At 69.1% G+C, this 14646-nt stretch carries 5 protein-coding genes; 2 read left to right on the top strand and 3 right to left on the bottom strand.

The features are described 5' to 3' along the window. Nucleotides 1-63: 63 nt before the first annotated feature. Complete coding sequence (locus tag ABZZ17_RS29930; RefSeq protein WP_356880538.1) at nt 64-4335, bottom strand: ricin-type beta-trefoil lectin domain protein; 4272 nt, start codon at nt 4333-4335, stop codon at nt 64-66. 376 nt (nt 4336-4711) lie between these two features. Between ABZZ17_RS29930 and ABZZ17_RS29925 the strand changes: the two genes are divergently transcribed. Together ABZZ17_RS29925 and ABZZ17_RS29920 are read left to right on the top strand one after the other, a co-directional pair. After that, entirely contained in the window at nt 4712-11131 is a 6420-nt protein-coding gene (locus ABZZ17_RS29925) for an RHS repeat-associated core domain-containing protein (RefSeq protein WP_356880536.1), read from the top strand. Next, nucleotides 11122-11784: a hypothetical protein gene (locus ABZZ17_RS29920; protein WP_356880534.1), complete on the top strand. Its 663-nt coding sequence runs from the start codon at nt 11122-11124 to the stop codon at nt 11782-11784. Before ABZZ17_RS29925 ends, ABZZ17_RS29920 begins: the two co-directional genes overlap by 10 nt. Before the next feature lie 126 nt (nt 11785-11910). Here ABZZ17_RS29920 and ABZZ17_RS29915 read toward each other — a convergent pair whose 3' ends face one another. Both ABZZ17_RS29915 and ABZZ17_RS29910 read right to left on the bottom strand, forming a co-directional pair. Further along, entirely contained in the window at nt 11911-12303 is a 393-nt protein-coding gene (locus ABZZ17_RS29915; protein WP_356880532.1) for a hypothetical protein, read from the bottom strand. Between the two features lie 91 nt (nt 12304-12394). Further along, nucleotides 12395-13606, bottom strand: a complete 1212-nt coding sequence (locus ABZZ17_RS29910; protein ID WP_356880530.1) for a pyridoxal phosphate-dependent aminotransferase — start codon at nt 13604-13606, stop codon at nt 12395-12397. Nucleotides 13607-14646 lie beyond the last annotated feature (1040 nt).

Here is a 14646-nt window from a genome sequence, read left to right as displayed (position 1 = left end):
CGAAAGGCCCGCCCCCCTGCCGGTAACCCCGGAAGGGGGACGGGCCCTGGCAGCGCGCCGCGGCTAGGCGGGGCCTGCCAGCGGCGAGGCGAGACCGGTGGCGGTCCAGCGCTGTGCGTTGCCCTGGTGGCAGTCCCAGAGCTGGAGGGGGGTCCCGTTGTCGATGCGGGCCTGAGCCACGTCGAGGCAGCGCCCGGACGCCGGGTTGTAGAAGCCGCCGGTGGCGGTGGGCAGCCACTGCTGGTTCCACGCGCCGGGCGAGCAGGGCCACAGGATGACGGACGAGCCGTTGGCGGTGCTGCCGCCGCCGATGTCCAGGCACTTGCCGGCGATCCGGAGCTCACCCGCGGCGGTGACGTCGAACTTCTGGGCGACGCCGCCGTTGGACTGGTTGCAGTCCCAGAGCTGGATCTTGTTGCCGTCGGTGTCCCTGCCGAATTCGTTGTCGGCGCACTTGGACTCGCTGAGCGCCGAGACCAGGGTGGTGCCGACGGCCGTGGGAACGGTGGAGTGGTTGTAGACGGCCAGGTTGCTCAGCCGGCCCGTCCCGTAGGAGTTCGGCAGGCCCTGGTGCTTGTAGCGGCCCAGGACGAGGGGGCCGGTGGCCTTCCACACGTTGGCCTTGGCGTGGTGACCGGTCCCGGCGAGGGTGCCGTTGACGTAGAGCGCGATCAGACCGGTCTGCTCGTCGAAGGTGGCGGTGAGCTGGGTCCAGACGCCCGCCTGGACGCGGGCCGCATCGTTCATGACGAGGGTCTGGTCGTAGTCCCAGTTGTCGTCGTCCTTCTTCGACATCGCGAAGTGCCAGGTGCCGTCCTGATCGTGCCAGAGCATGAAGCCGCTGGCCCGCAGCCCGTCCTGACCGAGGAGCACCCCGGGCTTGTCGGACTTGGCCCAGGTGGAGACGGTGAAGCTGCGGGTCGTGTCCACGACGGGACCGGCCGTGGACACGGTGCCGGAGACGCCGTCGAGGGCGAGGACCTTCGTCGCGCTGCCGGCGACGGTGTCGTCCGCCCAGGTGGCGCCGGACGTGCTGAGGGTGCCCTGGTGGCGGCCGCGCAGGTCGGCGGCGGTGGTGCCGGTGCCCTCAGACAGCTTCCACTGGGAGGCGGGGACGCGCGCGTCGCCCATGGTGTGGCCGCCGCCGAAACCGGTGACCTTGCCCGCGGTGGCGACGCCGTTCCAGGTGATCAGCCGCTGCCGGTTGTCGAGGGCCCACAGGTCGGGAGTGCCGTCCGCGCTGGTGTCGCCCGAGGAGCTCAGGACCGGGTGGGAGGCCACGCCGACCCCGTAACCGATCTTGGTGCGCTTGGAGTGGTCGCCGAGCGCGGCCGGGTTCCCGGCGACGTTGGCGTACTGGTAGAGGTCGCCGGTGCTGTTGTCCCGGGCCCAGAGGTCGGGCAGGCCGTCGCCGGTCGCGTCGCCCGGCGCGATGAGGGAGAGGTTCTCCCAGCCGGAGGTGCTGAGCACGAGCACGACGGGGTCGCGCAGCGTGCCGGTCGCCCCGGTGCCCTGGAACAGCACCAGCGAGCTCTTCGAGCCGTCGTTCTCCACGGTGAGCAGGTCGTTGCGCGGATCGACGCCCGCCTCGGGCAGGGCGTCACCGACGGCGACGAGCTGCTTGACCCGGGTCCAGTTCTCCACGTACGCGGTGCCGCAGGGTCCGCCCGTGGCGGCGACGGTGCAGTCCTCCGTGTAGGGGCGCTGCACGGTCAGCGCCTTGGCGGCGTTGTAGTAGAGCCCGCCGTTGGCGGCGAGGCCGCCCTGGGTGAGGGAGTTGCGGTACAGCTTGAGCTGGCCGTCGCGGTGGACCCACAGGTCGTCGATGCGGATGCCGTTGCCGCCGCGGTGGGTGGTCAGGGTGCCGTTGCCCCAGCCCTTGCCGCCGGGGCTGTTGGCCACGTCGGAGGCGATCGCGCCGCCGGCCGCCGGGTCGACGGCCGTCGGGTAGACGATCAGGTCGCCGTTCTGGGCGGGCGCGACGAAGTCGACGCGCTCGTCGCCGGTGATGTCGCCGAGGGTGGTCTTGGCGTTCGGGTTGTCCGGCACGTAGAAGGCGTACGTCTGCTGCTGGGAGCGGTTGCCCGCGCGGTCGACGGCCTGGACGCGCAGGATGTTGGTGCCCCAGGTCGTCGGGGTCAGCGGGATCGCGGCGCCGCCGTCGCCCGCGGCGTCGATCCGGTTGGCGCCGCCCACCGGGATCGCCGAGTTGAAGGCCCACTCGTAGTACAGGACCCCGCTGACGGTGTCGGAGGACTTCACCTTGAAGGTGCCGGCCTGCCCGATGTGCCGCGCCGAACCGGGCAGCGTGCCCGACGGCGGGTACTCGGACGAGGTGACGACGGGTGCGGACGGGGCCTGGGTGTCGACGCTGAAGGTGCAGCCGCTCGCCCAGGCGGAGGCCATCTCACCGTCACCGCCCTGGACGCGCCAGAAGTAGGTGTGTCCGTCCGTGAGGTTCGTCGGGTGCGCGGACACCCAGTGGGTGCCGTTGCCCGCTCCGATCCAGCCGCTGCTGTACGCGACCTCGCCCCCGGCGGTGTCCACCACCTGGAAGATCGCGTCGTTGCCCTGTTCCTGCGGGTCGCCGATCCATGCGCCGATGCTCATTCCGGCGTAGTTCGTGGCGCCGACCCAGCCGCAGCCGTTCCCGTTCGCGTTCTGCGGGGCGGGGAAGGTGCCCAGGTCCCACGGGGTGTAGGGAGGCTGGTTGTACTCGATGTACAGGAAGGGCAGGTTGCTGCGGTCGCGGGTGAACCGCTTGAACGAGTTGTTGCTCGTGGACCGGGACTCGTTCGAGGCGAAGAGGCCGTAGGTGATGCTGCCGCGCCAGGCGTTCCCGGCGAGGTGGTCGCGTACGTCCCACTCACCGCGGGTGGTGGAGCCCTTGCAGCCGGGTCCGCCCGCACTGTTCAGGGAGGTGGTGCGCAGGACCTCCCAGTCGCGGGGCTGCGTGTTCCAGGTGATGTCGGACAGCAGCGGTTCGGTGGAGTGCAGGTCCACCTCGTACGTCTTGCTGCACGTGGCGTCCGCGGCGTACGACTGGGTCGCGAAGAACGAGGCCTTCTTGATGGCCATGTTCTGCAGGTTGCTCGTGTCGAGCTGGACGTAGTAGCGCTCCAGGCCCGTCTTGCTCCGCCAGCGCTGGTAGCCGACGCCCGGGTCGAACTCGTTGCCGTAGTCGTCGTAGTTGACCGTGCCGCTGTACGCCTCCTGGACCCACGCCCAGTGCTGGGTGCCGCGGTTGGTGGGCTGCCAGGCCGGGTCGATGAACACGGGGTAGGCGGTGCCGGGATCCGTCAGGAACGACCGGTCGGGGGTCAGCGCCACCGAGTCCTTGCCCAGGTCGGCCCGAATCCGGGCCACCTTCGCGTGTGCGCCCGGGCCGTCACTGTCGGAGGACGGCTTGGCGGCCTCCTCGTTGTGGGAGGCGGGGGCGGCCTGGGGGGTGCTCCTGGCCGACTGGGAGAACGCGCCGGCCTTGGGGGCCTTGGCGAGGGGCGCCCGCGCGGCGGCGCCGGAGTCCCACATGGTGGGGGTGGGCGCCTGGAAGACCGCGCGGCCCGAGGCGTCCGCGGCCTTGAGGTTGCCGCCGGCGTCGGCGGACACGGTGACGCCCTGGCCCTTGAGGCCCATGGTCAGCTTCGAGAGCTTCGGGTGCGCGGCGGCCTCGGCGGACTTCACCACGAGGATCTGGGAGATGCCGCCGCCCTGGTCGGCGGTCACCTTCAGGTCGGTCCCCGGAACCACCTCGCGGTAGACGGCGCTGTCACCTTCCAGCACCGGCTCGGGCAGCGGCTCGGGCCAGGTCAGCGCGAGTTGCTTCCCGTCCTGCTCCAGCGTGGCGAGCGGCTGCGTGCCGCCGCCCGACAGGGTCAGACCGCTGACGGTGGCCTTCGGGCGGAGCGTGCCGTCGGCGTTCTTGACGAGCGTGGCGTCCAGGTCCGCCCAGGTGCCGTTCCGCTTGGTGCGTACCGGCGCGACGTTGCGGGTCAGGCCCAGCGTGCCGTTCGGGTTGGCCACCACCGTGTCGGTCTCGGTGGTCGCGGCCGGTACCGGGACGGGCTTGCCCGTCCGCTTGGCCTCCGCGAGGGCGGCGCTCTCCGCCTTCTCGCGCTCGGAGGCCGGGCGTTGCGGCGGTGTCCCCTTGCCCCGCTCGGTGCCCTTCGCGCCCGTGGTCCCCGCCGCGCCTGTCGGCCCCACCGCGCCCGGCTTCTCCGCGGCGAGGGCCGCGGGCCCGGCGCCGACCGAAGTGACGGACAGGGCCAGTGCGATCAGCCCCGCGAGCGCGACCGGCCGTCTGACCGGCCGCCGTCTTCTCTGTGTGCCCCCCACGCAAACTCCCCAATTGGTGTTGTGGCTGCATCTGGCGCGAACGCTAACAGCACTTCCGGGCCATCAAGGGGAATCTCTCATTCGGAATTAATCCTTCCCGTGGAGGTTTTCCGCGAATCGTGACCAATCGATAGAACAGATCCAGCCATGGCCCAAGACGTTCGCTCTTTTCCGGCCTTATTTTTCGCTTCAGAAGCCTTTCAGGAAGCGGCTTGTCCGGATTTCTTCGGTCTTTTGGTCATTCTCAAGGGGCTACTCTCATGCCCCAATTGATCCACTCGGCGACCGTGGGGGGCGTGCCGTGTCGGCACCAGATGGGCCCCGGGCGATGAAGAGACGCCCGGCAACAAAACGAACAATCATAATTCCGCTTCTCGTGTCCCTGTCGCTCCTGGCAGGCGCCGGAGCGGCACAGGCTGTGGAATCGAAACCGAAGGACTCGCGGCGCTGGTCGCCGGAGAAACTGAGAAAGCTGGATTCCGTTTCCGGGAAGAAAGCCGGAAAGGCGGACCCGAAAATTCCGAAGGGCGACGGCGCCTCCGCCTGGACCCCGAAGGACGTGTACTGGCCGACCGCGACGCAGACCGAGGTCGACCTCGGCGCCACCGCGCCGGCCGCCCGGCGGGGATCGCTCTTCACCGCACCCGCACTCCAGGGCGCACCGAAGGCACCCGCCGCGGACCCGAGCCGCGCGGGCGACGCCCCCGTATGGGTCAAGCCCGCACCGGCCGCAGGAGCACCCCGCACCGGCAAGGCAGCGGTCCAGCTCACGGACCGGGCGGCCGCCGAGAAGGCAGGCGTCCAAGGGCTGCTCCTCGCCGTCCGGCCGGCCGCGGGCGCGGCGGAGGCCGGACCGGTCGAGGTCGCCGTGGACGTCTCCCACATCGCGGGAGCGTTCGGCGGGGACTGGCTCTCGCGGGCCCACCTCGTCACGCTGCCCGAGTGCGCGCTGACCACGCCCGAGCGCGAGGAATGCCGCAAGCAGACACCCGTCGCCACCGCCAAGAACGGCGACCGCGCCGGCCTCCTGTCCGCCGAGGTGACCCTCAAGGCCGGGGCGCCCGCCCAGGGCATGCGCCCCAACGGGCTCACCGCCGCACCCGCTTCCGCGGCGGCTGCCGGGAGTGCGACCGTTCTCGCGGCGACAGCAGCCCCCGGCGGCAGCGCCGGCACCTACGGGGCGACCAGCCTGGCGCCCTCGGGCACCTGGAGCAGCGGCGGCAACGCCGGCGGATTCACCTGGTCCTACCCGGTCGCCGTCCCCGACGGCCTGGGCGGCGGCAAGCCGGCCGTCTCGCTCTCCTACAGCTCCCAGTCGGTCGACGGCCGCACGGCCGCCACCAACAACCAGGCCTCCTGGATCGGCGAGGGCTGGGAGTACAGCCCCGGCTTCGTCGAGCGCAGGTTCAAGCCCTGCTCGAAGGACGGCCAGGCGGGGTCGGGCGAGTCGTGCCTCTCGGGGCACAACGCGACGATCTCTTTGAACGGCAAGTCCTCCACGTTGGTTCGGGACGACGCATCCGGGGCCTGGCGCTTGGAGAACGACGACGCCTCCAAGGTCGAGCGACTGACAGGCGCGACCAACGGCGACAACAACGGCGAGCACTGGAGGGTCACCACCGCCGACGGTACGCAGTACTACTTCGGAGCGGGGCGCAAGCCGGGCAGCTCCACCGCACCTGCCACCAACTCCACCTGGACCACTCCTGCCTACGGCAACAACGAGGGCGAGGAGTGCAACAAGCCCACTTTCTCCGCGTCCTGGTGCCAGCAGGCCTGGCGCTGGAACCTCGACTTCGCCGTCGACCCGCGCGGCGGCGTGGCCACGTACTGGTACGACACGGAGACCAACCACTACAAGCGCGATCCGTCTGCGGCCACGCCGAACGGCACGATCACCCCGTACATCCGCGGCGGCAACCTCAACAAGATCACCTACGGTTCGAAGCTGTCCGACGCGGACACCGTGAAGCCGACCGCCCAGGTCCTCTTCACCACAGCCGAGCGCTGCCTGCCCGACGCCGGATTCGACTGCGCCCCGGCCAAGCTGACCAAGGCGAACGCCGCCAAGTGGCCGGACGTCCCGTTCGACCAGCACTGCGCCGCCACCGGTACCTGCGAGAACTACTCCGCCACCTTCTGGACCACCAAGCGCCTCACCAAGATCACCACACAGGTCCTGAACGGCACCGGAGGCTACGACAACGTCGACTCCTACGACCTGAAGCACGAGTTCCCCAACCCGCAGGACGGCACCGCGCCCGCTCTGTGGCTGGCCTCCGTCACCCGCACTGGGACCGACGGGGCAGCCTCTGTCGCCATGCCGCCGGTCACCTTCACCGGTCAGCTGCTGAATAACCGCGTGGACTCCAGCAGTGACAACAAGGCGCCGATGAACCGCCGCCGCATCATGGCCATCACGTCGGAGACCGGCCACATCACCGATGTCGGCTACGCCGATACCGAGTGCGCGCCCGGCGCTGGCCTGCCCACGTCGCAGGACTCCAATACCAAGCGGTGCTACCCGGTCTACTGGAACCCCGATGAACGCAGCCCCAACGATCCGACCCTGGACTGGTTCCACAAGTACGTTGTCAACCGTGTGACCGAGCGTGACCCGTTCGGCGGATCCCGACCGAAGGAGGCCCGGTACGAGTACGTCGGTGGCACGGCCTGGCACCGCGACGACGACGAACTGACCGAGGACAAGCGCCGCACCTGGAACCAGTTCCGCGGCTACGAACAGGTCATCACCCGCACCGGCACCGCCCCCGACGTGGTGGCGAAGTCCGCGTCCTTCTACCTGCGGGGCATGGACGGCGACGTCAAGGCGGACGGCAGCAAGCGCTCCGTCACCTTCACCAGCCTCGCCGGCAACGCGGTCAAGGACGCCAACCCCCTCGCCGGCAACCTCCGCGAGAACCAGACCTTCGCCTCCGACGGAGGTGAACTCGTCACCGTCTCGCAGTCTGAGCCCTGGCTCTCTCCGGTCACCGCGACCCGCACCCGCGGCAGCAAGCTCCCGGCGCTCACGGCACAGTTCGTCCGTGGAGGCTCCGCCAAGGACAAGGCGCTTCGCGCCGACAAGACATGGCGGACCACCTCGAAGACCACCGCCTTTGACCCGACGTTCGGCATGGCCGTTTCGGTCCTCGACCAAGCGGATGGCCTTCCCGACACCTGCACCACCACCACTTACGCGCGCAACACCGCTGCCTGGATCGTCGACCGTGTTTCCGAAACCGTCCATGTCCGGGGGAACTGCCAGACCGCCCCGACCGAGACGACCACGTTCGGCCGTGACCGTGTTTTCTACGACGGTCAGCCGCACGGAACCCTCAATGGTGCCGGCCAGGTCACCAGCACCGAGGAGCTCGACCGCTTCGAGGGCGGCCAGCCGAAGTTCACGGTCAAGTCGACCGCCTCATACGACATCTACGGGCGCGTGATCAGCGCGACGGACGCCGCGGGCGCCACGACGACGACGGCCTACGAGCCCGCCACCCACGCGCGCCCCATGACGATCAAGGTCACCAACGCCAAGAACTGGACGACCACCACGCACCTCCATCCCCTGCGGGGCGTCGCGGTCAAGACGATCGACCAGAACAACCGGACGACCGAGTTGACCCTTGACGGGATCGCGCGCATCACGGCCGTCTGGCAGCCCGGCAGGGCGCGGGACCAGAGCGCCAGTACGGTGTTCACGTACGATCTCACCAACACCGGCACCAGCTCGGTCACCACCCAGTCCCTGCGGTCGGACGGGTCATACGCGACGTCCATCAGCATCGTCGATGCGCTGGGGCAGCAGATCCAGGTCCAGTCCGACCCGCAGAACGGCGCCGCCAAGAGCCGTGTGATCGCCGACACCTTCTACGACAGCTACGGCCGTGCCTTCAAAACGAACGAGGCCTACGTCAACGCCGACTCGGAACCGGTCAAAACGCGCTTCATCGCCAACGAGAACATGGTTCCGTCCCAGAACATCACGAACTACGACGGCCTGGGCCGAGTGGTCGCCAAAATCTTCGCCTCTAAGGCGCAGGAGCAGTGGCGCATGACCACGTCATACCCGGGAGCCGACCGCACGGACACCGTCCCGCCGAAGGGCGATACCGCCACCACCGTCATCACCGACGCCCGCGGGCGCAAGACCGAACAGCGCCGCTTTCGGACGGCCGACCCCGCGGGGGACCATGACGCCACCCGCTACGCCTACAACATCTCGGGCGAACTGGAGAGGATCACAGACCCCGCCGGCAACACATGGTCCTACGAGTACGACCTCCACGGACGCCAGATCCGTGCAGTCGACCCGGACAGCGGAACGTCCACGGTCACGTACGACGCTGCGGATCGTCCAGTATCCACAGTGGATGCCCGAGGGACGAAGGTTGTCACCAGCTATGACGTTCTCGGACGCCCGGTCGCCCGCAACCTGAACGCGGTAGACGGGACCAAGCTGGCGACATACGAGTACGACACTCTGGTATCCGGCCAGCCCACTGCCTCCACACGCTGGGTGGACGGCAAGCCCTGGCGGCACGAGACCACCGGATACGACACCGGCTACCGGCCCACCGGGACCAAGCTCACGGTCCCCAGCGGCGAAGGGGCCCTCACCGGCAGCTACGCCGCATCCACCACCTACGACTCGATCACCGGCCTCGAGCGCCGAACCGTCCTTCCTGCCGCAGGAGGCTTGCCCTCCGAGCGGTTGAACACTGGGCGCAACGCGAGCGGGCTTCCGGTTTCCTACGGTTCGGACAGCGTCAACTACGTCAACTTCACCGACTACAACGAGTTCGGCCAGGTCCAGCGCACTACCTTCGGCGACGACCCGAAGCAGGCGGCCTTCACTCACGTCATGGACCCGGCAACCGGCCGGATCCTGAGCACGCAGTTCGCCAAGCAGGACACGGGCACTGCGGTCGACATCACCGAGTACACGTACAACCCGGCGGGTGATGTCACCTCCGTCAGCAACACTCAGGGCGGCACCGCTCGCGACACCCAGTGCTTCACGTACGACCACCTGCGTCGTCTCACCCAGGCGTGGACCGACACCGGTGCCACGTCGACCCAGCCCGGCCCGTCCGTGCCCGGCATCGGGGGCTGCTCCAACGCCGCGCCCCAGGCCGGTCAGATCGGCGGTCCCGCGCCATACCGTCAGTCCTTCAACTACGACGTGACCGGCAACCGCACTTCCTCGACCGACCATGACCCCGCGGGCAACGCGGCCAAGAACACCACCACCACCCTCACCTACCCGGCTCCCGGTTCCCCGCGGCCTCACGCCCCGACCTCCACCACCCGCACGACGGGCAGCGGTCCGGCGGTCATCTCCGATACGACGTACGACGCCTCGGGCAACACCGTGACCCGGAAGGACGCCGTGGGAACCCCCCAGTCGCTGACCTGGACACCCGAGGGCAAGCTCGAATCGGTGACCGCCGGCGCGGGCACCTCCACGTACCTCTACGACGCGGAGGGCAACCGTCTCCTGCGGAGGGACCAGGGCAAGACCACTCTCTACCTCGGCTCGACCGAGCTCACCCTGAACACCACAGCCAACACCGTGACCGGCACCCGCTACTATTCCGCACCCGGCGGTGCCACCATCGTCCGCACCTCCGCAGGCACCGTCTCGTACGTCGCGGCCGACCACCACAACACCGGCACCACCAGCATCGACGCGGCAACCCTCCAGGTGCAGCGCCGAGCGACCAAGCCCTTCGGCGAGAACCGCGGAGCCGCGCCGTCCGCATGGCCGGGCGAACGCGGTTTTGTCGGCGGAGTGCAGGACAGGACTACAGGACTCACTCATCTCGGAGCACGCGAGTACGATCCGGCCGTGGGCCGATTCCTCTCGGTCGACCCTCAGCTGGCGGTCGACGACTCCCGCCAGCACAACGGCTACCAGTACGGCAACAACAGCCCCCTGACCGAATCGGACCCCACGGGCGAAGCCCTGCCCGAGTGCCGCAGCGGCATGTACAAGTGCACCAACGGCTCTAACCCGTACGACTACGGCCACAACTACGAGAAGGAGGTCGCCGCCGCGGGTGGCACCCTGGCCCCCGCGTACGTCAGTCAGAAGAACGCCTGCAGGCATGACCCTGATTGCGGACGGAACCGGTCGCGAGGCGGTAGCCAGAGCTCGACAAGTCCGTCGAGTTCGAAGCCGGCCCCCCATTACTGCGATGGCTGCCGTCCCCTTCTGCCGAAGATGCCCAAGGGCGTGAACGTACCCAACGGCGGCAAGGACGTCTTGTACTCGGACACCGTCATGACGTCCCAGATGGCCTGGACCGACTTCTCGACCGGCGCCAACGTCCGGTATGTCGCCGAGGACCAGGAAATGACCTTCACGTATACCTACGCCGCCATGTACGCGGCCATGGAACAGTTCGCGGACAAGTTCGGCTGGTCCGCCTCGGTGAAGGCGAGCGTCAAGGCGGGGATTCCACTGGTGGTCGATGGACAGCTGGAAACCACCCTCGGCCTCAATGGCGATTACACCTGGACGCAGTCCGACACCAAGACGAACACGGCGACAGCGGCTGAGGCCAGCAAGATGAATCTGAAGAAGGGGGAGCTGTTCGGCTACGTCCCCTCGGGAACCCTCCGGCAGTACCAGACGGTGTACACCCATGCGGACGGCAGGACCACGACGCAGACGTGGGGAACGTTCGACGTGCACACCTGGCAGGGGCACAAGTTCTCCAGCGAGCCGCAGAACCAGATCAAGTTGGACATCACGGTATGCAGCCAGATGGGAACATGCGGATGATGACCTTCGGGGCCAGGGCGGGTCTGTACCTGGCAGCGGCCTCAGTCCTGCTCTCGGCCGGCTGCGGCACGCGCCAGGAGCGGATGACCACTGAGCCGGTGCCGGCGGCCTCGTTGCCGGCGCCCGCCTCTTCGGCAGGACAGTCCGACCTGGCCCCGCTGGAGGCGGCCCTCGCGAAGCAGGCAGGTGCATCCGGATCCGCACCCACGGGCAGAGGGTTGAGCCTGGCCCGGCGGGTCGGCAACTCCGCTTCGTACATCTGGGAGACGAGTGAAGGGAAGGTCTGTTTCGCCCAAGGAGCCGTCAAGGGCGCCGCTGTGCACGAAACCGCATGCGTGAACGCCGCGAAGACGACGGTCGAGGAGCCCGGTTCGCGTCTGGACACCTTCTTCGGCCCCGGTGACGGCTTCTCGGAGCCCTACATTGTGTTCGCGGCGGCTCACGGCGCCAGGGTGAAGTCCGTGAAGTATGAGAGCAAGGAGGCTTACTGGGTGCTTGTCAGAAAGCTGGATCCTCGAGCGACGGGACGCGACGTCTACTACGTGGCACTTCCTGACGGTCACAAGGGATGGATCGACGTGACGCTGGAACAGCCTGACGGCGCAACGGTGGCGGACCGTCTTCCGGTCACCATGGGCAAGGCGCCCTCCTAGCCCCTTTGGTGCAAAAACAGACGGCGGGGGCACCCACTGGGTGCCCCCGATCGTCGTCGTGTACCCGGTCTCACGCCGGGTTCGTGGCGCCCGGTCCGGAGCCTCCGCGGCCCCGGACCGGGGCCGTCAGTGGGCGCCGGCCAGGTCGACGGAGTCGAGGGCGGCGGCGTGCGCGTCCATCTGCTGGGCGGCGAGGATCGCGGCGGCGGTGTCGGCGCGGGACGCGGCGACGACGAGGGCGCGGGCGGCGAGGTCGTGGGCCCGGCGGTGCAGCGCGGCGGCGTCGGCGGCGGGGCCGTGAGCGGCCCGGGTGGGCCGGGACCCGCGCAGCCGGGCCACCTGGTCGGCGATGCGCGCGGCGCTCTCGTCGAGCCCGAGCTCGTCGGTGACGACGAGCAGCGCGGAGAGGTGTCCGGCCAGCTGCGTGTCGAGGGCTTCGCCGCGACTGCTGTGCGGGTAGTCGGTCCGGTTGCCGCCCATGCGGTGGACGACCGGCTTCGTGCGGATCGGCTCGTACATGAGGAGGCCTCCTGCGTGGTCAGGAGACCATCCTACATTGGATCCCGTCTAAAGTTGAGCTGAATCCGGAACTGTGGTCCCGGGCGGCCCGCTACGGCTGGCCGTACCCGTCCAGGAAGTTCCCGATCCGGGTCACCGCGTCCGCCAGGTCCTTGGCGTTCGGCAGCGTCACGATCCGGAAGTGGTCCGGCTCCGGCCAGTTGAAGCCCGTACCGTGCACGACCATGATCTTCTCGGCCCGGAGCAGGTCCAGGACCATCTGCCGGTCGTCCTTGATCTTGTAGACGGACGGGTCGAGCCGCGGGAAGGCGTACAGCGCGCCCTTCGGCTTCACGCACGTCACGCCCGGGATCTGGGTCAGCAGGTCGTAGGCGACGTTGCGCTGCTCCAGGATCCGCCCGCCCGGCAGGACCAGGTCCTCGATCGACTGCCGGCCGCCGAGGGCGGTGGCCACGGCGTGCTGCGAGGGCATGTTCGCGCACAGGCGCATGTTCGCGAGGATCGTGAGGCCCTCGATGTACGAGGAGGCGTGCTTCTTCGGCCCGCAGACCGCCAGCCAGCCGGACCGGAAGCCGGCGACGCGGTAGTTCTTCGACAGCCCGTTGAAGGTGAGCGTCAGCAGGTCCGGGGCGATGGCGGCCGTGTTGGTGTGCGTGGTGCCGTCGTAGAGGATCCGGTCGTAGATCTCGTCCGAGCAGACGACCAGGTCGTGGCGCCGGGCGATGTCCGTCAGCCCGCGCAGCATCTCGTCGTCGTAGACGGCGCCGGTCGGGTTGTTCGGATTGATGATCACGATCGCGCGGGTGCGGTCGGTGATCTTGCGCTCGATGTCGGCGAGGTCCGGCATCCAGTCGGACTGCTCGTCGCAGCGGTAGTGCACGGCCGTACCGCCGGCCAGCGAGACGGAGGCGGTCCACAGCGGGTAGTCCGGCGCGGGGACCAGCACCTCGTCGCCGTCGTCGAGCAGCGCCTGCATCGACATCTGGATCAGCTCGGAGACGCCGTTGCCGAGGTAGATGTCCTCGACGTCCAGCTCGATGCCCTTGGTCTGGTAGTGCTGCATGACCGCGCGGCGCGCGGAGAGCAGCCCCTTCGCGTCCCCGTAGCCGTGGGCGGTGCCCAGGTTGCGGAGCATGTCCTCAAGGATCTCCGGCGGGCACTCGAAGCCGAAGGCCGCGGGGTTGCCGGTGTTCAGCTTGAGGATGCGATGACCTGCCGCTTCGAGCCGCATCGCCTCTTCGAGGACGGGTCCGCGGATCTCGTAGCAGACATTGGCGAGTTTCGTTGACTGGATCACCTGCATGACGGGAGCTTACGGGGCTCCGCGCCGCCCCGCTCTGCCTTTCGAGCGGGACCCGAGGGAGGGAAATGTCCCGTTTCGCGCGATGGGAGGGTGGCAACCCGCTCCACCCTTGGAAACGGCGGCCACGCCGTCGCTACGACCTACGGAATGGGTGGGGCGGGCGGAGCGCCCGAAGGGGGTGTTGCGCTCGTCACGCTGGGGGAGTGGGGTGGCGGGTCGGGGTCGGGGGCGGGCGGTGCTCCCTTGATGGGGTCGGGTGTGTGTCGGGGGCTGCCCGTCAGTCCACTGTCCTTCCGTTTCGGGCCGGTCCCTCAAGGGCGCTCACTTCGTTCGCGTCGCTTCGCGATGGCCTTCGGCCACCCTTGACCGACCGGCCCGAAACGAAATGCCAAAGACTGCCGGGAAGCCCCCGAAGGAGGGCAGGGGGGAACGACTGCCCAAAGGTTCCGTCAGCGATGAGACGACGGGCCGGGGGTCGGCATGCCGGGCACACGGCCCCCTCGCGGCCCCTTCCGGGACCGGGCTCCTGGCTTACCCACCCGAAATGACGACCAGATCAGCCTGGGGCGCCGTCAGGCGCATCGGATCGCTACGCGCTTCTCTCGGCTTAGCGTCTGGCGACCGTCTGGGGCTGGACATAGACCGCCCACACGCCCCACCCATGGCCCTTGACGTGCGGCTTCCGCCCGCCTGCACTCCTGCGACGCCAACCCCCGGCAGAAAAGACCCCAGACTGCCCGTGAAAGTGACCACGGCCGGTCGTCGGCCGCTGAGACGGCATCGGGCCCAGATGCCTCCTGCGGCCTATGTCCAGCCCCAGACGAGCCGCTGCCGCTGAGCCGAGAGGAGCGCGTAGCGATCTCACGCGCGCCTGACTGCACCCCAGGACGTCCTGGTCGTCATTTCGGGTGGGTAGGGCTCGGGTGTGGTCCCGGAACGGGCCGGGAGGGGGCCGTGTGCCCGGTCGGGCGGCCCCCGGCCCCTCGGCTCTTCGCTGACGGAACCTTTGGGCAGTCGTTCCCCCCTGCCCTCCTTCGGGG

It is taken from the genome of Streptomyces sp. NPDC006512, assembly GCF_040611935.1.
Lineage (GTDB): Bacteria > Actinomycetota > Actinomycetes > Streptomycetales > Streptomycetaceae > Streptomyces.
The sequence above is the reverse complement of the archived record's forward strand: the minus strand, read 5'-3'. Positions and strand labels throughout refer to the sequence as shown.